The following is a 23,411-nucleotide window of genomic DNA, read 5'->3' on the forward strand; positions in this document are numbered from 1 at the left end:
CCCAAAAAGCTTTGCTAAAATTTACGACTAATCTATCATTTTAACCCAGTAAATATGCCTAAAGAAAGTAAAGTTTCCTTTACATCCCTTGAGAAAAAAACATCTTCCTCGCTGGCATTTTTATTTGCTATTCGCATGCTCGGGTTATTTCTTCTTACCCCTGTCTTTGCAGCTGCCGCTGTTGAATTAGAAGGCGGTGATCAAAAATCCTTGGTCGGGCTCGCCATAGGAATTTACGGCATTACACAAGCAATAATGCAGTTGCCATTTGGATTTTTGTCAGATCGATTTGGTAGAAAACCCATTATTATTATCGGCACTTCACTTTTTGTAATTGGTGGAGCCATTTGTGCACTTGCTGATTCGGTGCATTTAGTAATGATTGGACGGGCCATACAAGGGGCTGGAGCCGTATCTGCGGCTATTACGGCTTGGGTGGCTGATGCCACTCGCGAAGAAGTTCGAACACGTGCCATGGCTATGGTTGGATCTTCTATCGGTTTATCATTTGCACTATCGCTTGTTCTTGGGCCATTATTGGTTAAATATCTTGGATTGAGCGGGCTATTTTGGGTGATTACAGGACTAGGGATAGTATGCATAGGCATTGCCACCTTGCTTACTCCAGTGGTAGATATGAGTACGAAGTCCATGTCCAATGCATCTATTGCGAGCGTATTTTTTTCTCCTGAGTTGATGCGTCTTAATTATGGAATGTTTGTTCTGCATGCCTCTCTTATGGCTTTGTTTGTGCTTATGCCCGATTTGCTAGGACGAATGGGCATTGCAGTCGGGAATTTATGGACCGTTTATCTGCCCGTTATTCTTGTTGCAATTGTTGCGATGATTCCTGCCATAATTCGCATAGAGACACGTTATAAGCATAAAGAGGGGTTGTTAGCTAGCGTTTTAGTGTTATTGGCGATAGCATTGCTTTGGGCAGTGAATCTGAGTTCGTTTTGGTGGACGGCTGCGTTGCTTACGGTTTTTTTTACGGCATTTAATGTTATCGAGGCTTTGATTCCTTCTATGGTTTCTCGTGTAACGCCTATTGAGCATAAGGGATTGGCTATGGGGCTTTATAACATGGCCCAAGCCATTGGTGTGGCTTTTGGCGGTTTTGTAGGAGGTTATGTTCTTCAATACTACAGTGAAGTATCACTTTTTTTATTAATTGCACTACTTTATGCATCATGGCTTGTAGTGGCATTCTCAAGCAAGTTCTCTGCGTCTAAATCCTAATAGACTTTTTTATCCAGCCTCTTATAAATCAAGCTTTATCTTCTTAATCTAATAAGGCTATTACTTTTTAAGGAGATATCATGGCAAATTTAAACAAAGTAACTCTTATAGGTCATCTCGGCCGTAATCCAGAAATACGTGCGAATAAAAATAATACAAAAGTAGCGACACTAAGCATTGCCACCTCTGTGGTTTGGACGGATAAGGAAAATTCAGAACGTCACGAACGCACCGACTGGCATCGCGTAATTATGTTCGGGTACCTTGCGGACTTGGCTGAGAAATTTCTTAAAACAGGAAGTCATGTTTATATAGAGGGACGTCTAAGAAACAGGAAATGGGAGGACGAAGATGGAAATGATCAATATATCACCGAAATCTATGCGAATTCTATGCTTATGCTTAATCGCCCACCTAGTCAGGATAATGGAGGTCATGAGGCAGAAGGGGAGGAAGAAATCGAAATGATTGAAGCAAATTAATTCGACGCTTTTTTGATTTTTTACCGTTAAAATTACTAAATAATCAAATTCAAGGTGCTCTTATGACAGTAAATAAAGTTATTCTTATTGGTAGGTTGGGAAATGATCCAGATGTTCGAACTGGTCAGGATAACAGAGTAGTGACTAGAATTAGTCTTGGTACTAATCTTGTTTGGAATGATAGAAATACTGGAGAGCGCCGCGAAGAAACAGAGTGGCATCGAGTAGTGTTTTTCGGACGCACTGCTGAAGTAGCTAGAGATTATCTTAAAAAAGGTGCTCAAGTTTACGTGGAAGGGCGTCTCAAAACTAATAAATATCAAGATAAGGATGGCATAGAAAAATACTCTACTGACATTATCGCTGAAACTCTCAAGATGCTTGGGAGTAAGGGTGATTCTGATAGTGGCAGCGGTTACTCAAGAGAATCTACTAGTAATCAAAGGCCTAGCAGATCTTCAGGAACTGGATATGGCACAGGTTCAAGCTCTACTAGACCTGATGCCCCGAATGTAGGTTCTTCTCATTCGGATGTTGATTTTGTAGTAGATGACTTTCCATTCTAATTTTTATGACCCACTTTTATGTGGGTTTTTTACTGGAATTAGACTCTAACGGAAATAGTTATTCGAACTTTATTAAAGAATGCATAAATATATAAAAAAGGGCCTTTAATAGGCCCTTAATGATTATTCATGTGCGATTATTTTTTATTTACTTCGGTAGCACCGCCTTTGATTGGTTTAACTTTATCCATCCATTCTTCATAGCCTTGCTCTTTCATTTCGCTATAAGGAATGAATCGCAAACTAGCTCCATTTATGCAATAACGAAGGCCACCCAATTCCTTAGGACCGTCATTAAAAACATGACCAAGGTGCGAGTCAGCGGCACTACTACGAACTTCAGTACGTGGATATCCGATTTTGAAATCTTTTTTCTCGTGAATATTATCGTCTTCAATTGGTTTAGAGAAGCTTGGCCAACCGCATCCAGAATTATATTTATCATCTGAACTAAATAATGGCTCTCCACTTACAACATCCACGTAGATGCCAGGTTCGAATAAATTGTCGTATTCATGGCTAAATGCGAACTCAGTACCTTCCTCTTGAGTCACACGATATTGTTCAGGTGTCAATGTTTTTCTTAATTCCTCGTCTGACGGTTTTACGTATGAAGCCTCATCGAATCCCTTTTTCATTTTTTTAACTCCCTCAAGAGGTTTGTCCGCTAAACTTAAATCAATATGGCAATATCCGTTTGGATTTTTGATAAGATAATCCTGATGATATTCCTCGGCCATGTAGAAGTTTTTCAATTGCATATTTTCTACGACTACTGGTTCAGAATATTTTTTCTGTAAGTCTTCCAAAGCCTTAGCGACAATCTCTTTGTATTCAGGTTTTTCGTAATAAATACCAGTGCGATATTGCGTGCCCCTATCATTACCTTGCTTATTTAAACTTGTAGGATTAATAATCCTAAAGTAATGTGCAAGAATCTCTTGGATACCGATTTTATCGATATCGTATGTAATTTTTACGGTTTCTGTAAATCCAGTGGTGCCAGTTGTGACCAAGCGATAATGAGGGTTTTCAACATTGCCATTTGCGTAGCCTGATACGGCATCCACTATGCCAGGTATTTTTTGAAAGTAAGCTTCAACACCCCAAAAGCAGCCCCCTGCAAGATAAATTGTCTCTGTGCGTAGAGGTATTTTGCTTTCTCCGTTATTTGATTCTTTATAGTATTTCTTTTCGGTTTCCATTAAATTTGCATCCTTGTTGTTTATTAGTGCTAATGCTTGTTTTTTAGAAATGCTTCCTTTGATAATTCTTTGAACTTGTTGATTTTTATCTAAAAGCACCCATGAAGGGTAGACCTTTATGCCCCATTTTTTTGCGTGTGAACCCTTAGGATCTACATATATTGGGAAGCTTCCACTTTCATATATACCAGATTGCTTGGCCCAATTTTTAAAGGCCTCTTCCTTTTTTTCTGATAGATATGAGGGGGAGGCAATGGTCACGAGATTAACTCCTTTAAATGCTTCATCCTTATACCAATTTTCTACATCTGGCAGTTCACCCAAACATAATGGACACCAACTAGCCCAAAATTTAATTAGTGTTGGTTTTGACGAATCAATATTAAAACTTTTGTTGTCCACGTCCTTTAGTTGCGATAGTGTGCTATTAGATTTTGCTTGTGAGCAAGCAATCTGAGTTGCAGCCACTAAGAACACAGAAAATAAAACTTTCAAAAATTTACCCATAGGTAAGTCTCTTTATTCAACGGTTACACTTTTTGCTAAATTTCTAGGTTTATCTACATCTGTACCTCTGGCAATGGCCGTATGATAAGCCAATAATTGCAAAGGCACAGTATGAAGAATCGGTGATAAATGCCCATAATGTTCAGGCATTCGAATTACATGCATTCCATCAGCTTGAACAATATGCGTATCGGAATCTGCAAGCACATATAATTGACCGCCACGTGCTTTGACTTCTTGCATGTTTGATTTAAGTTTTTCTAAAAGTTTGTCATGGGGGGCAATGACCACGACTGGCATCTCTCTTGTGACAAGTGCAAGAGGTCCATGTTTTAATTCTCCTGCTGGATATGCTTCAGCATGAATATAGCTAATTTCTTTTAGTTTTAAAGCACCTTCTTTTGCTATAGGGTAGTGAACACCACGCCCTAAAAATAGTGCATGTTCACGAGGAGAAAATTTTTCGGCCCATGCGATTATTTGTGGCTCTAGAGCTAAAATCGATGAGATTGCTACTGGCAAATGACGCAGCTGCTTAATGATATTTTCTTGATCTTGTTGTGAAACATGTCCCTTAATATGAGCCAAACACACTGTCAAAAGATATAGCCCAACTAATTGAGTGGTAAATGCTTTTGTAGATGCGACACCAACTTCAACTCCAGCTCTAGTTAAGAATCTAAGCTTACATTCTCTAACCATGGCCGAAGTAGCCACATTACAAATAGTAAGAGTGTCTTCCATGCCAAGAGATTTTGCATGATTTAAGGCCGCAATAGTATCTGCCGTTTCTCCAGATTGAGAAATCGTAATAACAAGAGTGTTAAGGCTTGGAACACTGTCACGATAACGATATTCAGACGCAATTTCTACAGACACAGGTATTTTCGCTATAGATTCAATCCAATATTTCGCTACCAATCCAGCATGATAAGAAGTTCCACATCCTAAGATTAGAATTTTATCTATACGTTTGAAAATCTCTTCAGCACCTTCACCAAATAATGACGGATTAATATTTTCAATATCCTGCAATGTGTCTGATACTGCACGAGGTTGTTCAAATATTTCTTTCTGCATATAGTGGCTATATGGCCCTAATTCAGCTGAAGCCGTGTAGGCATTTACGTTATGAAATTCGCGTTCGACAGGGTTTAAATCTTCATCGACAATTTCAATTGAATCTTTCGTAACCCTTGCTATATCTCCTTCTTCAAGATAAATGATTTTAGAAGTTACACCTGAAAGGGCAAGTGCATCAGAGGCAATGTAATTAGCTTTGTGTCCATCTCCCAAACCAATTACAAGAGGCGACCCACGTCTAGCCGCTATTAAAACATTGGGTTCGGTTTTCGAAACAATAGCTAATGCAAAAGCACCTTGAAGATATTTGCAAGCTTTTTTTACGGCCTCATAAATATCCCCTTCGTACACTGAATGGATCAGATGGGCGATTACCTCTGTGTCTGTTTGGCTTTCAAATACAAATCCCTTTTGCTTAAGGTCATCACGTAGAGATTCATAGTTTTCAATAATCCCGTTATGTACTATGCCAATGAATGGTACTCCTTCTTTAAGCGAAAAATGAGGATGAGCATTATAAGTTTCAGGAGCTCCATGCGTAGCCCATCTTGTGTGGGCAATGCCTACGCTTCCATGCAGCCCATCAGATTCGACTTGCAACTTTAGTTCTTGTACTCTTTGGGTGCTTCTTGATCTACGTAGTTCACCGTCTTGTATAACTGCAACCCCGCATGAATCGTATCCTCGATACTCAAGCCTTTTAAGCCCCTCAATTAAGATTGAAGTTACATCTTTACTTTGTGAAACGCCACCCACAATGCCGCACATATTGCTCTCCACTTACGCTTAATAAAACGGTAATAAATTATACGAAAAAGGGTAGACCACTAGCCTACCCCATGAAATAATTTGTAATTCTATTGCGTTAATTTTGAATCTTAACCAATACTCTATCGATTCTATGCTTGTCCATATCAACTACTTCAAAATAATAGTTGTTCCATTCAACCGATTCAGTTTCTCTAGGAATATGGCCCAATTTATGCATGATAAAGCCTGCAACTGTGTGATAATGCGAGTCTTCATCTCCTGCTTCCTCTAAATCTTGATCAAAAATTTCCTCAAATCTCTCTAGAGTCATCGTGCCATCAATAAGCCATGAACCATCTTTTCTCTGGACTGCATCTAGCATTTCATTTTCATTAACTGGAATAGTATGGCCTACCAATACAGTCAATATATCTCTTAGTGTAACTACACCTTCAACTTCGCCATATTCATTTATGACCACAGCAATTTCAGATTTATGTTCCTGCAATGATTCCAATAAATCCATGGCACTTATGTTTTCGGGAACAAATTTAACAGGCTTCATTGTCTTGCGGATATCAGTTTCTTGCCCACGAATTTGCTGCTCAAATAAAGAACCCGCATCAACTATGCCCAAAACATTATCTAACTGCCCGTCGACCACAGGAAACCTTGAATACGGACTATCTGCAATAGTATTTAAGGTATCACTCAATGGTGCATTAATATCAATATAATGAATCTCACTTCGAGGAGTCATTATGGAGGCAATGTGCCTGTCGTCAAGACTAAGTGCCCGTTCCACGATATTGTGCTCTGTTTTCTCAAATAAACCAGCCGAGGCCCCTTCATGCAAAATGCCGCTTATATCTTCCTCGGTCAAACTGTTTTCTTCTTTTTTTGATATACCGATTAGTTTTAAAACAAGATTGGTACTAAAAGAAAGAATCCACACAAATGGAGCAACGGCTTTTGATAGTATGGTCATAGGCCGCGATATTAAGTTGGCAATGCGCTCCGGATAGTGAATCGCAAGTCGTTTAGGAACCAACTCCCCAAAAACTATCGATAAGAAAGTAATTGATATAACTACTATTGCTAAAGATATTTCACTGGCAAAATTGCCGAAAATAGGCGTTAAAATTGGAGTCAGCTTTGAAACTAAAGAAGCTTGACCAAAAGCACCCGAAAAAATTCCTATTAAGGTAATACCAATTTGAACTGTAGATAGGAATCTTGCTGGATCATGTTGAAGTGCTAGTGCAGCTTTTGCTGATAATTTTCCATCTTCTGCTTGTTTTTGAAGGCGTGTTTTTTTGGATGACACTACTGCGATTTCGGACATGGCGAATATGCCATTAATGAAGGTTAGAAATAAGATTATTAATATATCTATCATATAGTTGGTGCCACCACCATTTTAAAAACAAGGTTTTTCATTTTAAGGCTAAATTATTACATTTTTTAATTTTTTTTGATTCGAGGATTTATTATGACTTTTTTAGCAGATAATTTTCGTGCAATAGAGCAAAGAGTAAACGAAGCCTGTAAGCAAGCTGGAAGAGAGCCAGGGTCAGTAAATATATTGCCAGTTACAAAAACGTTTTCCACTGATACCATTAAAATGGCCATCGATTTGGGATATCACAGGTTCGCAGAAAATAAGGCTCAAGAATTAAAGGAAAAAGCAATCGAACTTGAAGAATACGATCAATTAAAGTGGGTGATTATCGGCTATTTACAAACTAATAAATCTAAAGAAGTTGCTACTTATGCTTCAGAGATTCAATCTTTAGATCGTATTGAATTAGCTAAAGCATTGGATAACCGTCTTCAATCCGCTGGGAAATCAATTAAAGCTTTGATACAAGTAAAAACAAGTCCTGAGGAGACGAAATCTGGTCTAGAAATTAGCGAAGTTCCTAAATTTTTAAATGAATTAAAAGAATCTGGTATACAAACTCTAGATCTACAAGGATTTATGACGATTGCGGAAAATACTTCAAATCAAGATGCAGTTCGTAAGTGCTTTTCTGACTTAAGAGAGTTGGCGGAGCGTTGCCGTGATATTACAGGTTTAGCATTGCCACAATTATCTATGGGTATGAGTGGAGATTTTGAAATTGCAATTCAGGAAGGGGCCACTGAAATTCGAATTGGAACCGCAATTTTCGGTGACCGTGATTACAAACAAGGTATGTCTGAGAGAATTTAGTTTTTACTTTCTTCCCTTTGCATTTTTTTAATCTTAGTTTTTATTCGATTTAGTTTTAAGGCCGACAGTTTTTCTACAAAAACTTTACCCATTAAGTGGTCAAGTTCATGTTGAATACAAATCGCTAAGAGCCCATCAGCTTTTAGCTCAAATTCTTTGCCGTTTAAATCTAAGGCCTTAACTCGCACCTCTGAAAATCGTTCAACATTATCGTAAATTGTTGGAACAGAAAGGCAGCCTTCCTCATGCACAATTTTTTCTGGACTAAACCAAGTAATTTCAGGATTAATTAATACGAGTAGGTTATTTCTTTCTTCGCTCACATCAATCACAACTATGCGTTTATGAATATCAACTTGTGTGGCCGCCAGTCCAACACCATTTGATGCATACATCGTTTCTGCCATATCCTCAACAATTTTTCGAACAGAATCGTCAACGACTTCAACATCACTAGCTATTTTTTTTAAACGAGGGTCAGGATACTTAAGAATAGGTAATAAAGCCATAGTTAAAAATGAAATTATGAATAGCTAATTATAGTAAAAACTCATTATGGACAAATTTTTCCACCCCCTTAAATGAATCTGCGTTAATTCTTATACTGGGATTTTTTGAGTTCACATGCAAAACACAAAATCTCTTATAAAGCTCTCATTATTTGATGAGTTACCATCGAAACTAATTTTTTTCTTAATCAAACATTTTAAGGAGGCACATAAAGTATTTGAGGTTCAAGAGTCTGAATTTAATTCTGCGTTAAGTTTATTTAAAGCATCTGGTGGAAACTATAGGGGAGATATTTATACCTTAATACATCAAGAAAATCGCTTTAACCATAGCCAGCTAAATAGAACACTGGATTGGCTTGAAGAAGAACATAATCAGATATTAAGTATTTTCGATTCGGACTATCCACCATTGCTTAAAAAAATTCCAGATCCACCAGTACTTTTATATTTACGCGGAAAAAGAGAAACAATAAGCAAACCATGCATAGCCCTAGTAGGTTCACGTAAGTCAACGTATCACTCGAATTTCACGGCACGAAGTTTTGCTAAAGGTTTTGCAAACAGTGGATTTTGTGTTGTAAGTGGTATGGCTAGAGGAATAGATTCTAATGCTCACATTGGTGCTTTAAGTAGTACATCTGATATGAGTACTATAGCTGTGATGGGATGTGGACTAGATATAACTTACCCCATAGAAAATGAATCTTTATCAGAAGAAATTGCACAAAAAGGTCTTTTAATTTCTGAATATGCCTTGGGTACTGAACCAAAAAATTTTCATTTTCCTGCTAGAAATAGAATTATTGCGGGACTGTCCCTCGGGGTTGTAGTTGTAGAGGCCGCTAAGAAGAGTGGTTCTCTTTATACTGCAGAACTAGCTATGACAAATGGGCGAGATGTGTTTGCTGTACCTGGCTCGATTCTTACTGATTTTCATAAAGGTTGTCATAACTTGATACAACAAGGTGCGATGCTTGCTGATACTGCTGAGTTTGTTATAAAGAATATAGCTTGGGGCGATGGCAAAATTAAGGAATCAGATCTTTTGGGACACTCTGAAATAAGAAATGTGCATCACCCTCTTGACTCTATAGGTAATCACGAATTTACAATAAATGATTTAGTGTACTCTTTAAGCATGCCCATAGATGCAGCTATAGAGAATTTAATTAATTGGGAAATTGAGGGCAGAATTACAAAGCTCTCTAATGGTAACTACCAGAAAGCAATAAATTGTTAAAATGTCAGTTTTTATTTAAGTGATTTAAAGAACGTGTCGGATTCAGAGACCTTATTACAATTTGATCATGTTACTTTGGGTTATGGTCCTAATGTTATCATTTCCGATTTGCATGTTCGTTTACAAAAAGGACAGATTATTGCTTTAATCGGTGGGTCTGGCTCGGGCAAAACTACTATTCTTAGAGCTGCTACTGGGCAATTAAAACCACAGGCTGGGCATATTACTCTATTTGGCCAAGACCTTAATAATATTTCTAAAGCCAAACTGGACAAATTACGTCAGCAAATGGGGGTTCTATTTCAACATGGGGCTCTTTTTACAAATCTTAATGTTTACGATAATGTCGCTTTTCCATTAAGAGAGCTTACGAAAGATAACGAAAAAGAGATATTTAAAAAGGTTCTTATGACTTTGGATTCTGTTGGTCTTAAGACTGCAGCACATCTTAAATTATCTGAAATCTCTGGTGGTATGGCTCGCAGGGTTGGACTTGCTCGAGCGATTATTTTAGAGCCTAAAGTAATTCTTTATGACGAACCCTTTGCAGGGTTGGACCCTATATCGCTTGGTATGACGGCTAAGCTTATTCGGGATACAGCGGACCGTTTAAATTGCGGCTCCATACTTATTACTCACGACATTGAGGAGTCATTTGCTATTGTTGATTATGTATATATGATTGGTCAGGGTAGAGTTATAGCTGAAGGTACCCCCGATCAACTACGTGAATCAAGTGATGATTATGTTAATCAATTTTTATATGGCAAACCTGATGGGCCCGTTGTCTTTGAATATCCAATGACAGATAGTTTTGATATGTGGTACAAGTCCAGAGGAGAGAAACTGGGTGTTTAACTTAATTTCTCGATTTGGAGCTTTTATTATCGCAGCCATAAGTGCTGCGGGTGCTTTTGCTAAATTTATGTGGGCCATATTCTTAGGAATAGGCACTAGTATCAGACGACCATCATTAGTTATTGAACAGCTTCATTTTATAGGTAATCACTCTCTAATTATTATTGCTGTTTCTGGGTTGTTTGTAGGCTTTGTGTTAGGTCTTCAAGGCTACCATACCTTATCCATGTATGGATCTGAGTCTTCTTTGGGATTGGTGGTTTCATTGGCACTTACCCGTGAATTAGGACCAGTAATTACTGCTTTGTTGTTCGCTGGACGAGCAGGAACTGCAATAACTGCTGAAATTGGGCTTATGAAATCAGGTGAACAATTAGCCGCAATGGATGTTATGGGTATAAATCCAATTAATCGAATTATTGTGCCTAGATTTTGGGGCGGTACCATTGCCATGCCTATATTGGCTGCTATTTTTTCATCTATTGGTGTAATTGGTGGCTGGGTAGTGGGGGTCGTATTAATTGACGTTGATTCAGGTTCTTTTTGGTCACAGATGCAGTCTGGTACCGATATAGTTCATGACATATTAAATGGTGTTATCAAAAGTTTCGTCTTTGGTGTAGCCGTCATGTTGATTGCTTTATATGAGGGCTGGTATTCAGTTCCAACCCCAGAGGGCGTAGCAAAAGCTACTACTCATACTGTCGTCAAGTCTTCGCTTTGTGTGCTTGGACTTGATTTCTTGCTTACTGCTGTAATGTTTACATAGGTGTTCGGATTATGCACAGCAACAAAACAAATTTTTTAGTTGGATTATTTTTTCTTTTAGGTCTTGTAGCAATAGCATTTTTAGCTCTCAAAGCAGGCAATCTAAATACATACACATTTGAGAAAACTTATCGCATAACTGCAAAATTCGATAATGTGGGCTCTCTTAAAGCAAGAGCAGCAATTCGTAGTAATGGTGTGGTTGTAGGTAGAGTTGATTCGGTAGAATTTGATAATTCTGAATTTAAAGGTGTGGTGTCTTTAGATATTAATCAAAAATATTTGTTTCCTTTAGATACCTCTGCAACTATCATGACATCAGGAATATTAGGAGAGCAATATATTGGTCTTACTCCTGGAGCTGAGGAGAGTAATCTTAAAGAAGGTGATGAGATTATGTACACTCAAAGTGCAATTGTTTTGGAGGAATTGATTAGTAAGTTCCTTTTCTCTACGGCAGAAAAAGAAGGGACTACTAAAGAATGAATAAACATATAATCCGAGCTATCAAATCATTATTTTTAGTCAGCATCTTATCAGCTTGCGTATCTGTACAACATCCTACCAAAGGTGATCCATATGAAAGTATGAATCGCACAATATATAAAGTAAATAAAACAGTGGATGACGCTATTGTACGTCCCGTTGCGGAACTTTATTCTGCAGTTTTGCCTGGTGGAGCTAAGAGGTGTATATCAAATATATTCTCAAATTTAGATGATGTTTGGTCGGGTATAAACAGTTTACTTCAGGGTAGAGGTGTCGATTTCTTCAACACTTTAGGTAGGGTTGTACAAAATTCAACTATGGGTGTTGGTGGATGCTTCGATGTCGCAACTAAGAATGGTGTTCCTAAAATTCCAAACGATTTTGGAACAACACTAGCTGTTTGGGGGTTGGGTGAAGGTCCATATTTATATCTTCCCATTCTAGGACCATCGAATTTAAGAGATGGTGTAGGTCTTTTAGGCGATTCAGTGGGTACCACGTTAGTGTATTCATCACCTTCAGCAATAGAAAATGTTAGGTTGCGCAATACTCTACTAGGGCTTAAATATACAGATATAAGGTATAAGCTTTTGGAAGTTGAAAACATGACTAAAGGTTTGGCTTTAGATGAGTATGCCTTCATTCGTGATGCTTACTTACAAAACCGACGTGCCTTGGTTAGAAGCAAGTTGGAGCCTAATGGTTTATATCAAGAAGAATTGGCTGCTGAAAAAAGGGCAAAACAATCAAAAGTTTTGATTCAGAAAGATAATTTACCTGTGTACGAAGATCCTGAGTCAAACCTCCCTCAATACGATGACCCAGAGAGTGATTTACCTCAGTACGAGGATCCAGAGGCTGCTTCGCCAAGCACTCCCCAGTATGTAGATCCATCAGTTCCTCAATACGAAGATCCTGGTGAATAAGGAATTAATTGAAATATTATTTATACTTTTAATTCTATAGTGTCTTATTTAATAATTTATTATTAATACATACAACTTATAAACACAGGAGGAGATATGAATAAATTAACTAAAACTCTTTTGGCTAGTTCTCTCTTTGCTTTAACAATAGGCATACAAGCGGCAGAAAATCCAAATGATTTCGTAAAGAAAGTGGCTGAGGATACTATTAAAGTAATTCAAAACGATGCTGCGGCTAAAAGCGGAGATACTGCTGCAATCCAAAAAATCGTAAACGATAAATTAATCCCAGTTTCTAATATACAAAAAACTACTCGTTTAGCTACTGGTCAGCCATGGAGAAAAGCTACTCCTGAGCAAAAATCAGCACTTACAGAGGCTTTTAAGAAAACACTTATTCGTACTTATAGTGGTGCGTTCTCAAAAGTAGACGATTCTACAGAGATTATTATGGAACCTTTTCGCGGTGATCCTAACGCAAATGATGCTGTTGTAAGAACTAAAATCAAAAACAATTCAGGAATAGTTGAAGTTGACTACCGATTAGAAAAATCTGGTGACACTTGGAAGTTCTATGACTTTAATGTAGAGAATATATGGTTGATACAAAACTACAGAAATCAGTTCGCTGGAGAAATCAACAAAGGCGGGATCGATGGATTGATTCAAGCTTTGGAGAAAAACAATTAGGTTATGTCTGAAGCAGTAAGCATAAAAAATATAACAAAAATTTATGCAAAGAAAACCAGCTTTATCAAAAGCCTTTTAGGCCGACCTGTTGGAGCTGGTTTTCAAGCATTAAAAGAAGTCAGTTTTAATATTAAAGAGGGTGAGTTTTTTGGTTTACTTGGGCCTAATGGTGCAGGTAAAACATCGATTATTTCCATTCTAGCTGGCTTATCAATTCCTACCTCAGGTAGTGCAAAGATTTTTAATTTTGATGTTCAAGATAACTATAAACAAGCTAGAAGGTGTTTAGGAGTCGTACCACAGGAGTTAGTTTTTGACCCTTTTTTTACTGTGATAGAGACTTTAAGAAATCAATCTGGTTTTTATGGACTATATAAAAATGAGTCTTGGATTGAAGAACTTCTAGAAAAACTAAATCTTACAGATAAAGCTAATACTAATATGCGAGCTTTGTCGGGTGGCATGAAGAGAAGGGTGTTAGTTGCTCAAGCACTAGTTCATAGACCCCCAGTAATTATCCTTGATGAACCAACAGCTGGCGTTGACGTTGAACTTCGTCAGAGCCTTTGGAAATTTATCAAAGAATTAAATGCACAGGGACATACTATACTTCTTACTACTCACTACCTTGAAGAAGCTCAAGAGATGTGTGATCGTATTGCCTTTTTAAGCCACGGGAATCTAGTTGCGTTAGACGAAACTTCAAATCTATTAAATTCATTGGGCGTTAACAATCTAGAGAGTGCATTTATGAAGTTAAGTCAATTAGATGATTTCTATGATACTTCCAGAAGAGAGTTGATTTAATGGAAAACCATAGACTGCAATCCAAATTAGAGTTTGGTTCTGGATTTCCCGCACTTTTAAGTAAGGAAATTGATAGATTCAAAAAAATTATTTTTCAAACTGTAGCTGCTCCTACTATGACCACAATTTTGTACTTAGTGGTATTTGCACAAGTATTAAGTGATAGGGTAGCTTATGGCTCAATACCATACGTTAAGTTCTTAATACCAGGACTTATGATGATGTCTATGATGCAAAATGCTTATAGCAATTCAGCTTCTTCGTTTTTGCAGTCTAAAATGAGCGGCAATATTGTATTTATTCTATTGCCACCGATATCGACCTATGAGATGTATTTTGCTTATACATTAGCGGGAGTGGCTCGGGCAATCTTAGTTGGCTTTGTTATTTGGTTGTGCAGTCTTTTATATGCATTAATAATCCCTGAAAATATTTTGTGGCTAATTGTTTTTGCTATTTTATGTAGTGCGACTTTTGCTGCTTTAGGATTACTCAATGGAGTTGTTGCGGATAAATGGGACCAATTAGCAAATTTCCAGACATTTTTAGTAATGCCCATGACATTTTTATCAGGAGTGTTTTATTCAATCCACAGTTTGCCTAATTTTTGGCAGTCTGTATCGTATTACAACCCAGTTTTTTATATGATAGATGGTTTTAGGTATGCCTTTTTTGGTGTCTCCGATGTTTCGCCTTGGCATAGCTTAATAGTGGTACTTGTTTGTTTTATTATTGTTTCCTTAGTTACCATTAGAATCATAAAGACAGGTTACAAACTTCGTTCTTAATTACTATGACGCAATCAAGAGAAGATTTAATTAAAGAGCTCATTGCCACCGAAATACCTTGCGAATTCATTTATGTTGAAGGGGACGGTACTCATTTTTTTGCTACTATCGTGAGTGAAGCTTTTACAGGAAAGCGACTTATACAGCGTCATCAGATGGTTTATGGAATTTTGGGGGATCGTATGAAAGAAGAAATCCACGCCTTATCCATGACTACACTTACACCAGAAGAACACAAGGCCAAGCAGGGATAATGGATAAACTAAAAGTCATAGGCGGCAAACGGCTAGAAGGGTCAATCAAAGTTTCAGGTGCAAAAAATGCGGCTCTACCTATATTATGTGCCACATTACTTACATCAGAGCCAGTAATTCTTAGAAATGTTCCAAAACTAAACGATATCAAAACTTCTATAAAAGTTTTGCAACAGCTCGGAGTTAAAGCTGAGTGGGTTGAGCCAGAAGTTCTGAAATTACAAGCTGACGATATTAAATCCTACGAGGCTCCATATGAATTAGTTAAAACAATGCGTGCTTCAATCTTAGTTTTGGGTCCACTATTAACTAGATTTGGAGAAGCTAAAGTTAGCTTGCCAGGGGGATGTGCAATTGGTCAGAGGCCAGTAGACCAGCATATTAAGGGACTTAAAACCCTATCGGCCGATATTGAAATAGAACATGGGTTTGTTGTTGCAAAAGCCGAACGCTTGAAAGGTGCTTCTATTCGTACAGACATGGTTACAGTTGGTGGAACCGAACAATTTCTTATGGCGGCTTCATTAGCTTCTGGAACTACTGTTTTGGAAAATGCAGCTCAAGAGCCTGAAGTGTACGACCTTGCAGAGATGCTAAATTCTATGGGGGCTAAAATCTCAGGGCATGGAACATCTAGGATCACTATCGAGGGTGTAGATAAATTGCATGGCACCGATTACAGTATCATGCCCGATAGGATAGAAGCTGGAACCTTTCTATGCTGCGTGGGTGCTACAGGAGGTACATTAGAGTTAACGAATGCATTGCCACATACAATGGATTGCATTCTTGAAAAATTAACTGAAGCAGGGCTAGAAATAGAGGTCAGAGAGAATTCAATCAAAGCTACAATGAACAGAAGACCAAAACCAGTTTCAATAGTTACTAAAGAATATCCAGGCTTTCCAACAGATATGCAAGCACAATTTATGGCACTAAATGCATTGGCTGACGGGGAGAGCACAATTGATGAACGCATCTTCGAGAATAGATTTATGCATGTGCCAGAATTAAATCGAATGGGTGCGGATATAAATGTTATAGAAAATAAGGCTCAAATACACGGTATTGAGAGACTTCAAGGTGCAAAAGTGATGGCCACTGACCTTAGGGCGTCTGCAAGCCTTATAATAGCAGCACTTGCCGCTGAAGGTGATACGATAATTGATCGTATTTATCATCTTGACCGCGGTTATTACAAGATAGAAGAAAAGCTCAAAAAAGTTGGTGCAGATATAGAAAGAATCTCCTAAATAAAAGTAATTTGTATGTGGATTATTCCTTCAATTTTTATTCAAGATGGCAAATGTGTCCATGTTAGTTATGGCGATAAGACTAGCTCTACGCCTTTTGATGTAGATCCAGTTGAACAGGCTAAAAAATGGGCCGATCTTGGAGCTGATAGATTGCACATTGTTCAACTTGGTCCCAATGCGGCTTCGCAAAATGCGGCAACATATTCAAAAAACAATGATGTGCTGGGTAAAATTGTAGATGAAGTTAGTCATTACTTGCCACTTCAAATTGCTGGCGGTATTAAAACAATGGCTTCGATTGAATCTTATCTAGATATGGGGTTTGATTATGTAGTTGTTGGATCTGCAGGGGTGAAAGACCCGCATTTTATGAACGATGCTTGTTCAGCTTTTAATGGTCAGGTTATCTTGGGTTTAGATGCACGAGACGGAAAAGTTGTGACGGATAGTTGGTCTAAAGTTACTAAGTTTGATGCCATAAGCATTGCCCAAAGACTTACAGATGAAGGGATTGATTCTATAATCTATACAGATATGGGTCCAAACGGCGATATGACTGAACTTAATTATGAAGCAACGATTAATTTTGCTCAAAATGTGGACGTTCCCGTGTTAGCTTGCGGCGATATAGATCAAGTCAGTAGATTCAAAGAAATTAAAACCTTGGTCGATTACGGAGTAGATGGAATTATTTTAGGGAAATGTCTTGATAAAGGTAACTATAGCCTACAAGATGCTATTGATATAGTAGATTCCATTAACGATTAGGAGATATTTATGGGTGGTTTTAGTATTTGGCACTGGTTAATAGTATTACTTGTAGTGATATTAGTTTTTGGTACTAAGAGACTAAGGAATGCCGGTGAAGATCTTGGTGGAGCAGTTAAGGGATTTAAAAAAGGTATGAAGGATGCTGATACTGATTACGAGGATTCTAAACCTGCAGTTATTCCATCCCCACCAGGTGTGCCATCAGGAGGTTTAGATCAAGATATATCTGTACCTAAGCCTACAGTAAAAGACCAAGTTGACTCTGATCAAATCAAAAATCCTTAATGTTTGGATTAAGTTTTAGCGAATTTTTCGTTATTGGGGTGGTCGCCTTATTGGTGTTCGGTCCCGAAAAGCTCCCAAAAGTTGCCAGAAGTATAGGGCACATTACTGGCCGCGTAAATCGATATATGAGCGATTTTAAAAAGGATATGGAGCATGAAATTGATGCAGATGAACTGCGATCTATAAAATCATCATTGACAGATGCTGCCCAAAGTATAAAAACACACGCCACTCAAATCAAAGATGAAGTTCAATCCTCTTTTTCAGAAATATCAAAAAAAGATTTCAGCCAAGAAGAGTTTCCCGACCTTCCTGATGTAATTATCCCTTCTAAACAAAATAAAGATAATGGCTGAAGTTGAAGAGGGCGGCTTACTTCCGCATTTAATAGAATTACGATCTAGACTCTTGAAATCAATCGCTGCACTAGTGGTAGTGTTTTTAGTCCTATGCATTTTTCCAGGGCCTAATGAAATTTATGATTTGCTCGCTCATCCACTAATAGCAAGTTTGCCAGCTGGAGATCGTATGATCTCTTTAGGAGTAATAACACCTTTTATTGTGCCACTTAAGACCACGCTTTTTGCTGCAATAGTAATTGCAATGCCTTATATTTTGTATCAGGCATGGGCATTTGTAGCTCCAGGATTATATAGACGGGAGAAATCGTTGGCATTGCCACTTATGGTAGGAAGCTACCTGCTTTTTATAGTAGGCATGTGCTTTTGTTATTTTTTTGTGTTTCGTCTTGTATTTCGATTCATAATATCTGTAGCCCCTGACAGCATTCAGTTTGCTCCTGATATTGAAGCGTATATAGATTTTGTAACCACTATGTTTCTAGCGTTTGGAATTACATTTGAGGTGCCAGTTGTCGTTATATTATTAGTCTTTAGTGGCATAGCTAGTGTAGAAAAATTAAAGCAAGCTAGAAGCTATGTGATTGTTGGTTCCTTTATAGTAGCGGCTATTTTGACGCCTCCTGACATAATAAGTCAGGTCTTGATGGCCGTTCCATTGATATTATTATTTGAGATAGGCCTTAGGGTGGCTATGTTCTATTCACGCGACTCTAGAACTATTTCCAAATCTTCAGAATGACCATTCCGGTAGATTTTTAATTTGATGGAGGTACCTGGTTTTTGAGCTGCGATATCAATCATCAGATGGTCTACACTAATTACTTTTTCGCCATTGAATTCTGTGATTACATCACCGTTTTTTAGATGTGCTTTTTCTGCAGGGCTATTTTTTGCTATTGATACGATTACGACTCCCGTAGTGTCGGAGAGTTTTAGAGTTTTCGCTACTTCGCTTGTCACTAACTGTGCTTCAATTCCGAGCCAACCTCTAGTAACACGGCCATCGGTAATTATCTGATTTAGGATTTTTAAAGCAGTGTCCGCTGGAGTCGCAAATCCAATTCCTAATGAACCTCCATAGTCGTCATCCGCATAAATTGCAGTATTTATACCAACTAATTTACCGTTAACATTAATCAGTGCACCACCCGAATTCCCTGGGTTAATCGATGCATCCGTCTGGATAAAATTCTCGTATGTATTTATCCCAAGACCAGATCTTCCAATAGCAGAAACAATGCCCATAGTCGTAGTCTGTCCTACGCCAAAAGGATTACCTATAGCAAGGACAACATCTCCCACATTAAGAGATTGAGAGTTTTCGTAAGTAATTGGGACTAAATCTGGTACATCAATCTTAATTACAGCTAAATCAGTATCTGGATCAGCACCTATGAATTTAGCCTTAAATTTTCGCCCATCGTAAAGTGCCACCTCGATAGAATCCGCCGCTTCGACTACGTGGTAATTTGTGAGAATGTACCCTTCTGCATTTGCAATCACACCAGAACCTAAATCTGTCGGTTCATTTAGCTTTTTGTTGTATTGTTCGATAATGAACGGGCGCAGTGATGGCACATCTCGAAGCCCCTTAAATGGGGAGGCAATGATTTTGGTTGTGTATATGCTAACTACGGATGGAGAAGCTAAGGCTACAGCATCCGCATAAGATGTAATGATAGTGGTTGTCAATGTATGTTTGACCTCTCCACTAGGCTTATATTGAAGGCCAAGATTAGCCTTTGGAGCTTCAAGCTGTTGAATTTTTACGGTGGCCGTCGGTCTTTGAGGTTCTGACAAATGCGGGTTAGTCTGAGTAAAATAACCCCTTATGTAGTCAGGCTTTAGAATACCTAACACGCATAAAACTAATAGACAAATAGCACAAAGATTTGCAAAAATAGTCCAAATTAATCTCATAGGTGTAATAATGAGCGGTATCAAATTACAAGAACTTCAAGAGTGGCTAGATTGCACTCTTAAACCCAATATGTTTAATGATTATGCCCCTAATGGACTACAGCTTCAAGGGAAATCAAAAATAAACAAAATTGTACTAGGGGTTACAGCTTCAGAAGCTTTGATACAGCAAGCCATTCAAAAAAATGCGGATGCAATAATTGTACATCATGGATGGTTTTGGAAAAATGAAGATTTACAAATTGTTGATATTAAGTACAAACGCATTGCCACCGCAATAAAAGGCAATCTGAATGTGTTCGGATATCATTTGCCGCTCGATGCACATATTGAGTATGGAAATAATGCACAGCTTGCACGCGTTCTTGATTTTCAAGTAAATATGATAGAGAAGGAGGGTGAGCTCAAACCTGAGACCTACGGGAAGTATGGCTTAATTTGGTTTGGCCGTCCTGCACAGCAAATTAAAACTCTAGGTGATTTGTGTGCATTGATTGAACAAAAGCTCGATAGAACCCCGCTTTTAGTTGGCAATGCCTCCGCACCTATCCACCGTATCGCTTGGTGCACTGGTGGTGCTCAAGGATACTTTAAGGATGCGATTGATCAGGGAGCGGATGTTTATATCACTGGGGAAGCATCTGAAAAATGCTATCACGAAGCTTTGGAATCTGGTGTGGGGTTTATAGCTGCAGGTCATCATGCAACTGAAAGGTATGGTGTTCAAGCTTTGGGATCAGCACTAAAAGATCAATTCCCTCAGCTTGAGATTGAGTATGTGGAACTTAATAATCCGATTTAATTAAATTTTTCTTGTTTTTAATTCGTCACGAATTTCTCTTAAAAGCACAACCTCTGCAGGGTCTGCTGCTGGTGCTGCTGCTTCCTCTTCAGAAACTCTTGATTTAATTTTATTGATTGTTCTTACAAGCATAAACACTACGAATGCCATTAGTAAGAAATTTATAACTACAGTTAAAAAGCTACCCCAGCTTAAAACGTTTGCTCCTGCTTCTTGAAGTGCAGCTAATGTCTCTGGTCCAGTATAGTTATCTGGCTTAGAAAGAATTAAAAATTTGTGAGAGAAATCAACATCACCACCTAAGATAAAGCTGATTAAGGGCATGATAATATCTTTAACTAAAGAGTCAATGATTTTGCCGAATGCGGCCCCGATGATTACACCTACGGCCAAATCCACCATATTACCTTTTATAGCGAATTCCCTAAATTCCTTAAAAAACGACATAATTCCCTCCGATACGATGTCATGAAAAAGGTTATTATCATAAACGAATTTTTTTGTAATATGCAATCTCATAGGGTTATAATTGGGGCGGAATAATTTTTAAACTTGGCAATACCAATAAGGATATACAATGAGTCAAGATTCACACAATTTAGTTCAAAGCGAGAGCTTGTCATTTCCTGAGCAATTGCCAGATGACCCTTCTCGACGTATGTTATTAGGGACAGCCTGTGCGATCGGAGGCGTAGCTACAATGGCTACGCTTGTTCCATTTGTTGCCTCTATGACTCCTTCGGACAGAGCAAGGGCTGCAGGGGCTCCAGTTGAAGTTGATATAAGCCAAATCGCACCAGGTACTATGATTGCAGTGGAGTGGCAGGGTAAACCTGTTTGGATTCTTCATCGCACTCCTGAAATGATTGAGTCATTGAAGGCTACTGAGGATTTAGTAGCAGACCCTAAATCAGAAAGACCTGGATACACTCCAGAATATGCAAAAAATCAATATCGTTCTCGCAAAGATCAGTGGTTTGTTTGCGTCGGTATCTGTACTCACTTAGGTTGTTCACCATCTTCGCGTCTTAAAGACGGAAATGCTGAAGGCATGTCTTCAGACTGGAAGGGTGGTTATCTATGCCCTTGTCATGGTTCTCATTTTGACTTGGCTGGACGTGTATTTAAAAATCAACCAGCTCCAGATAATCTTCTAGTTCCGCCTTACTACTTCGTGGACGATACTCATATATTAATCGGCCAAGAAGCTGCGGCCTAATCTATAATCAGGAGTTAAATAATGGCTAAAGATAAAGTTGTAGAAACGACAGGATTTTTAGGTTGGGTTGATCGTAGATTTCCTCTTACAAGCCTGTGGAATGACCACATGGCTAAGTACTATGCACCTAAAAACTTCAATTTTTGGTACTTCTTCGGTTCTCTTGCAATCCTAGTACTAGTTATACAGATTGTGACTGGTATTTTTATGGTTATGCATTACAAACCAGATGCAAATGAAGCTTTTGCATCAGTCGAATATATTATGCGTGAAGTGCCATATGGTTGGATTATTCGCTATATGCACTCCACAGGTGCGTCTATGTTCTTTGTGGTTGTATACCTTCATATGCTAAGAGGTATGTTCTACGGTTCATATCGTAAACCACGTGAACTAGTTTGGATCTTCGGTGTTATGATTTTCCTTTGCTTGATGGCTGAAGCATTTTTTGGCTATCTATTACCTTGGGGACAGATGTCATTCTGGGGTGCACAGGTGATTGTTAACCTCTTCTCTGCTATTCCTTTCGTTGGTGAGACTTTATCTGTTTGGATTCGCGGTGATTTTGTTGTGTCAGATGCGACATTAAATAGATTCTTTGCATTCCACGTTGTAGCAATTCCGCTAGTTTTAATCGGCTTAGTAGCAGCTCATATTATTGCTCTTCATGAGGTTGGTTCTAATAACCCAGATGGAGTTGAAATTAAAAACTACAAAGACAAAAATGGTATTCCTCTAGACGGTATCCCATTCCACCCATACTATACAGTTCATGATATTTTGGGAGTGGCTGTGTTCCTATTAGTTTTTGCTGCCATTATGTTCTTTGCACCAACTATGGGTGGATATTTCTTAGAATCCAATAATTTCTTACCAGCTGATCCACTACAAACACCACCACATATTGCACCCGTTTGGTACTTCACGCCTTTCTATTCTATGTTGCGTGCAACTACCGATGACTTTACGTGGGTGTTAGCTGGATTTGCTGTTATTTTTGCTCTTGGAATTTTACTAAGTAAAAATATCAAAGGTTTGTGGAAAATTATTTGGTTTGTAGTGCTCGTGGGCATTGCCATCCTACTTCGTGTTTTTGATGCGAAATTCTGGGGCGTGATTGTTATGGGTGGTACCGTTGTTATGCTTGGCTTCTTGCCATGGCTAGATCAGTCACCAGTAAAATCTATTCGTTACCGTCCTGGTTGGCATAAGCTTCTATATGCTATTTTCTGCATTAATTTTATCGTTCTTGGAGTTTGCGGTACTAAATCTCCTGATGATTTAATTAACATTATCAGCCAAGTTGGTACTGTTATTTATCTAGCTTTCTTCTTCTTTATGCCTATTTGGAGCCGAATTGGACCATTTAAGCAAGTTCCAGAAAGAATCACTTATAAACCGCACTAATAAAGAG

The 23,411-nt window shown here is 38.3% G+C and carries 27 protein-coding genes; 21 read left to right on the forward strand and 6 right to left on the reverse strand.

The genetic code is table 11. From position 1 onward, the window contains the following. The first annotated feature begins 54 nt into the window (after positions 1–54). The 3 genes from T432_RS0104625 (at position 55) to ssb (ending at position 2,290) form a co-directional block, all read left to right on the forward strand. Positions 55–1,242 (forward strand): MFS transporter, encoded by a 1,188-nt coding sequence (locus tag T432_RS0104625; RefSeq protein ID WP_028884363.1) that lies wholly within the window; start codon positions 55–57, stop codon positions 1,240–1,242. 80 nt (positions 1,243–1,322) lie between these two features. Beyond that, positions 1,323–1,724, forward strand: a complete 402-nt coding sequence (locus T432_RS0104630) for a single-stranded DNA-binding protein (RefSeq protein WP_028884364.1) — start codon at positions 1,323–1,325, stop codon at positions 1,722–1,724. A 62-nt stretch (positions 1,725–1,786) separates the two neighbouring features. Continuing rightward, positions 1,787–2,290: a single-stranded DNA-binding protein gene (gene ssb, locus T432_RS0104635; protein ID WP_015551936.1), complete on the forward strand. Its 504-nt coding sequence runs from the start codon at positions 1,787–1,789 to the stop codon at positions 2,288–2,290. A gap of 137 nt (positions 2,291–2,427) precedes the next feature. Here ssb and msrAB read toward each other — a convergent pair whose 3' ends face one another. The 3 genes from msrAB to T432_RS0104650 all read right to left on the reverse strand — a co-directional run bounded on the left by msrAB (position 2,428) and on the right by T432_RS0104650 (position 7,234). After that, on the reverse strand, positions 2,428–4,002 hold the full coding sequence (gene msrAB / locus T432_RS0104640; RefSeq protein ID WP_028884365.1) for a bifunctional peptide-methionine (S)-S-oxide reductase MsrA/peptide-methionine (R)-S-oxide reductase MsrB: 1,575 nt from the start codon (positions 4,000–4,002) through the stop codon (positions 2,428–2,430). Between the two features lie 12 nt (positions 4,003–4,014). Further along, positions 4,015–5,853 carry a glutamine--fructose-6-phosphate transaminase (isomerizing) gene (gene glmS / locus T432_RS0104645; RefSeq protein ID WP_028884366.1) on the reverse strand — a complete coding sequence of 613 codons (1,839 nt, stop codon included), beginning with the start codon at positions 5,851–5,853 and terminating at the stop codon, positions 4,015–4,017. 97 nt (positions 5,854–5,950) lie between these two features. Next, positions 5,951–7,234 (reverse strand): hemolysin family protein, encoded by a 1,284-nt coding sequence (locus tag T432_RS0104650; RefSeq protein ID WP_028884367.1) that lies wholly within the window; start codon positions 7,232–7,234, stop codon positions 5,951–5,953. A gap of 93 nt (positions 7,235–7,327) precedes the next feature. Here T432_RS0104650 and T432_RS0104655 point away from each other — a divergent pair, with 93 nt between their 5' ends. Beyond that, positions 7,328–8,050 carry a YggS family pyridoxal phosphate-dependent enzyme gene (locus T432_RS0104655; RefSeq protein ID WP_014112093.1) on the forward strand — a complete coding sequence of 241 codons (723 nt, stop codon included), beginning with the start codon at positions 7,328–7,330 and terminating at the stop codon, positions 8,048–8,050. Here the strand turns inward: T432_RS0104655 and def are convergent. Continuing rightward, positions 8,047–8,559, reverse strand: coding sequence for a peptide deformylase (gene def / locus T432_RS0104660; protein ID WP_014112092.1), 513 nt, complete (start codon positions 8,557–8,559; stop codon positions 8,047–8,049). The two genes, T432_RS0104655 and def, sit on opposite strands and share 4 nt — an antisense overlap. A 115-nt stretch (positions 8,560–8,674) precedes the next feature. On the opposite strand from def, the gene dprA reads away from it, so the two are divergent. The 14 genes from dprA to tatC all read left to right on the forward strand — a co-directional run bounded on the left by dprA (position 8,675) and on the right by tatC (position 18,795). Beyond that, positions 8,675–9,802: a DNA-processing protein DprA gene (dprA, locus tag T432_RS0104665; RefSeq protein WP_028884368.1), complete on the forward strand. Its 1,128-nt coding sequence runs from the start codon at positions 8,675–8,677 to the stop codon at positions 9,800–9,802. A 33-nt stretch (positions 9,803–9,835) separates the two neighbouring features. Further along, positions 9,836–10,660 (forward strand): ABC transporter ATP-binding protein, encoded by an 825-nt coding sequence (locus T432_RS0104670; RefSeq protein ID WP_028884369.1) that lies wholly within the window; start codon positions 9,836–9,838, stop codon positions 10,658–10,660. Further along, on the forward strand, positions 10,653–11,429 hold the full coding sequence (gene mlaE, locus T432_RS0104675) for a lipid asymmetry maintenance ABC transporter permease subunit MlaE (RefSeq protein ID WP_028884370.1): 777 nt from the start codon (positions 10,653–10,655) through the stop codon (positions 11,427–11,429). The genes T432_RS0104670 and mlaE overlap by 8 nt, the downstream gene beginning before the upstream one ends. 11 nt (positions 11,430–11,440) lie before the next feature. Beyond that, entirely contained in the window at positions 11,441–11,914 is a 474-nt protein-coding gene (mlaD, locus tag T432_RS0104680) for an outer membrane lipid asymmetry maintenance protein MlaD (RefSeq protein ID WP_014112088.1), read from the forward strand. Next, the gene (locus tag T432_RS0104685) at positions 11,911–12,843 is read left to right on the forward strand and encodes an MlaA family lipoprotein (RefSeq protein ID WP_028884371.1); all 933 of its coding nucleotides are present in this window, start codon (positions 11,911–11,913) and stop codon (positions 12,841–12,843) included. Before mlaD ends, T432_RS0104685 begins: the two co-directional genes overlap by 4 nt. A gap of 96 nt (positions 12,844–12,939) precedes the next feature. After that, entirely contained in the window at positions 12,940–13,533 is a 594-nt protein-coding gene (locus T432_RS0104690) for an MlaC/ttg2D family ABC transporter substrate-binding protein (RefSeq protein ID WP_014112086.1), read from the forward strand. A gap of 3 nt (positions 13,534–13,536) precedes the next feature. Continuing rightward, positions 13,537–14,340 (forward strand): ABC transporter ATP-binding protein, encoded by an 804-nt coding sequence (locus tag T432_RS0104695; protein ID WP_015551928.1) that lies wholly within the window; start codon positions 13,537–13,539, stop codon positions 14,338–14,340. Then, positions 14,340–15,128 carry an ABC transporter permease gene (locus T432_RS0104700; protein ID WP_028884372.1) on the forward strand — a complete coding sequence of 263 codons (789 nt, stop codon included), beginning with the start codon at positions 14,340–14,342 and terminating at the stop codon, positions 15,126–15,128. The genes T432_RS0104695 and T432_RS0104700 overlap by 1 nt, the downstream gene beginning before the upstream one ends. Positions 15,129–15,133: 5 nt before the next feature. Further along, entirely contained in the window at positions 15,134–15,382 is a 249-nt protein-coding gene (locus T432_RS0104705) for a BolA family protein (RefSeq protein WP_015551926.1), read from the forward strand. Beyond that, positions 15,382–16,635: a UDP-N-acetylglucosamine 1-carboxyvinyltransferase gene (gene murA / locus T432_RS0104710; protein WP_028884373.1), complete on the forward strand. Its 1,254-nt coding sequence runs from the start codon at positions 15,382–15,384 to the stop codon at positions 16,633–16,635. The genes T432_RS0104705 and murA overlap by 1 nt, the downstream gene beginning before the upstream one ends. Before the next feature lie 15 nt (positions 16,636–16,650). Then, a complete protein-coding gene (locus T432_RS0104715) occupies positions 16,651–17,406 on the forward strand; it encodes a 1-(5-phosphoribosyl)-5-[(5-phosphoribosylamino)methylideneamino]imidazole-4-carboxamide isomerase (RefSeq protein ID WP_014112081.1) in 756 nt (251 codons plus the stop codon). Positions 17,407–17,415: 9 nt separating this feature from the next. Further along, positions 17,416–17,694: a Sec-independent protein translocase subunit TatA gene (tatA, locus tag T432_RS0104720; RefSeq protein ID WP_015551924.1), complete on the forward strand. Its 279-nt coding sequence runs from the start codon at positions 17,416–17,418 to the stop codon at positions 17,692–17,694. After that, entirely contained in the window at positions 17,694–18,050 is a 357-nt protein-coding gene (gene tatB / locus T432_RS0104725) for a Sec-independent protein translocase protein TatB (RefSeq protein ID WP_014112079.1), read from the forward strand. Before tatA ends, tatB begins: the two co-directional genes overlap by 1 nt. Then, on the forward strand, positions 18,043–18,795 hold the full coding sequence (gene tatC, locus T432_RS0104730; RefSeq protein WP_028884374.1) for a twin-arginine translocase subunit TatC: 753 nt from the start codon (positions 18,043–18,045) through the stop codon (positions 18,793–18,795). Before tatB ends, tatC begins: the two co-directional genes overlap by 8 nt. Here tatC and T432_RS0104735 read toward each other — a convergent pair. Further along, on the reverse strand, positions 18,753–19,976 hold the full coding sequence (locus tag T432_RS0104735) for a S1C family serine protease (RefSeq protein ID WP_028884375.1): 1,224 nt from the start codon (positions 19,974–19,976) through the stop codon (positions 18,753–18,755). The genes tatC and T432_RS0104735 overlap by 43 nt on opposite strands. A 10-nt stretch (positions 19,977–19,986) precedes the next feature. Between T432_RS0104735 and T432_RS0104740 the strand changes: the two genes are divergently transcribed. Beyond that, entirely contained in the window at positions 19,987–20,778 is a 792-nt protein-coding gene (locus tag T432_RS0104740; RefSeq protein WP_028884376.1) for a Nif3-like dinuclear metal center hexameric protein, read from the forward strand. On the opposite strand, the gene mscL is transcribed toward T432_RS0104740, so the two are convergent. Then, positions 20,779–21,225 carry a large conductance mechanosensitive channel protein MscL gene (gene mscL, locus T432_RS0104745; RefSeq protein ID WP_028884377.1) on the reverse strand — a complete coding sequence of 149 codons (447 nt, stop codon included), beginning with the start codon at positions 21,223–21,225 and terminating at the stop codon, positions 20,779–20,781. Between the two features lie 130 nt (positions 21,226–21,355). Between mscL and petA the strand changes: the two genes are divergently transcribed. Both petA and T432_RS0104755 read left to right on the forward strand, forming a co-directional pair. Beyond that, on the forward strand, positions 21,356–21,997 hold the full coding sequence (gene petA / locus T432_RS0104750) for a ubiquinol-cytochrome c reductase iron-sulfur subunit (protein WP_028884378.1): 642 nt from the start codon (positions 21,356–21,358) through the stop codon (positions 21,995–21,997). A gap of 21 nt (positions 21,998–22,018) precedes the next feature. Beyond that, a complete protein-coding gene (locus tag T432_RS0104755) occupies positions 22,019–23,404 on the forward strand; it encodes a cytochrome b (protein ID WP_014112073.1) in 1,386 nt (461 codons plus the stop codon). The last annotated feature ends 7 nt before the right edge of the window (positions 23,405–23,411 follow it).

The sequence above is a fragment of the Taylorella asinigenitalis ATCC 700933 genome (assembly GCF_000687755.1).
Lineage (GTDB): Bacteria > Pseudomonadota > Gammaproteobacteria > Burkholderiales > Burkholderiaceae_B > Taylorella > Taylorella asinigenitalis.

Bases quoted from the DNA above. Each gene is read 5' to 3' on its own strand.
- ssb (WP_015551936.1), top strand. From the start codon at position 1,787: ATGACAGTAAATAAAGTTATTCTTATTGGTAGGTTGGGAAATGATCCA.
- T432_RS0104690 (WP_014112086.1), top strand. From the start codon at position 12,940: ATGAATAAATTAACTAAAACTCTTTTGGCTAGTTCTCTCTTTGCTTTA.
- T432_RS0104650 (WP_028884367.1), bottom strand. From the start codon at position 7,234: ATGATAGATATATTAATAATCTTATTTCTAACCTTCATTAATGGCATA.
- T432_RS0104700 (WP_028884372.1), top strand. From the start codon at position 14,340: ATGGAAAACCATAGACTGCAATCCAAATTAGAGTTTGGTTCTGGATTT.
- T432_RS0104755 (WP_014112073.1), top strand. From the start codon at position 22,019: ATGGCTAAAGATAAAGTTGTAGAAACGACAGGATTTTTAGGTTGGGTT.
- T432_RS0104715 (WP_014112081.1), top strand. From the start codon at position 16,651: ATGTGGATTATTCCTTCAATTTTTATTCAAGATGGCAAATGTGTCCAT.
- mlaD (WP_014112088.1), top strand. From the start codon at position 11,441: ATGCACAGCAACAAAACAAATTTTTTAGTTGGATTATTTTTTCTTTTA.
- petA (WP_028884378.1), top strand. From the start codon at position 21,356: ATGAGTCAAGATTCACACAATTTAGTTCAAAGCGAGAGCTTGTCATTT.
- def (WP_014112092.1), bottom strand. From the start codon at position 8,559: ATGGCTTTATTACCTATTCTTAAGTATCCTGACCCTCGTTTAAAAAAA.
- T432_RS0104625 (WP_028884363.1), top strand. From the start codon at position 55: ATGCCTAAAGAAAGTAAAGTTTCCTTTACATCCCTTGAGAAAAAAACA.
- glmS (WP_028884366.1), bottom strand. From the start codon at position 5,853: ATGTGCGGCATTGTGGGTGGCGTTTCACAAAGTAAAGATGTAACTTCA.
- T432_RS0104685 (WP_028884371.1), top strand. From the start codon at position 11,911: ATGAATAAACATATAATCCGAGCTATCAAATCATTATTTTTAGTCAGC.
- T432_RS0104655 (WP_014112093.1), top strand. From the start codon at position 7,328: ATGACTTTTTTAGCAGATAATTTTCGTGCAATAGAGCAAAGAGTAAAC.
- tatB (WP_014112079.1), top strand. From the start codon at position 17,694: ATGTTTGGATTAAGTTTTAGCGAATTTTTCGTTATTGGGGTGGTCGCC.
- T432_RS0104740 (WP_028884376.1), top strand. From the start codon at position 19,987: ATGAGCGGTATCAAATTACAAGAACTTCAAGAGTGGCTAGATTGCACT.
- dprA (WP_028884368.1), top strand. From the start codon at position 8,675: ATGCAAAACACAAAATCTCTTATAAAGCTCTCATTATTTGATGAGTTA.
- mscL (WP_028884377.1), bottom strand. From the start codon at position 21,225: ATGTCGTTTTTTAAGGAATTTAGGGAATTCGCTATAAAAGGTAATATG.
- tatA (WP_015551924.1), top strand. From the start codon at position 17,416: ATGGGTGGTTTTAGTATTTGGCACTGGTTAATAGTATTACTTGTAGTG.
- T432_RS0104695 (WP_015551928.1), top strand. From the start codon at position 13,537: ATGTCTGAAGCAGTAAGCATAAAAAATATAACAAAAATTTATGCAAAG.
- T432_RS0104735 (WP_028884375.1), bottom strand. From the start codon at position 19,976: ATGAGATTAATTTGGACTATTTTTGCAAATCTTTGTGCTATTTGTCTA.
- msrAB (WP_028884365.1), bottom strand. From the start codon at position 4,002: ATGGGTAAATTTTTGAAAGTTTTATTTTCTGTGTTCTTAGTGGCTGCA.
- murA (WP_028884373.1), top strand. From the start codon at position 15,382: ATGGATAAACTAAAAGTCATAGGCGGCAAACGGCTAGAAGGGTCAATC.
- T432_RS0104630 (WP_028884364.1), top strand. From the start codon at position 1,323: ATGGCAAATTTAAACAAAGTAACTCTTATAGGTCATCTCGGCCGTAAT.
- tatC (WP_028884374.1), top strand. From the start codon at position 18,043: ATGGCTGAAGTTGAAGAGGGCGGCTTACTTCCGCATTTAATAGAATTA.
- T432_RS0104705 (WP_015551926.1), top strand. From the start codon at position 15,134: ATGACGCAATCAAGAGAAGATTTAATTAAAGAGCTCATTGCCACCGAA.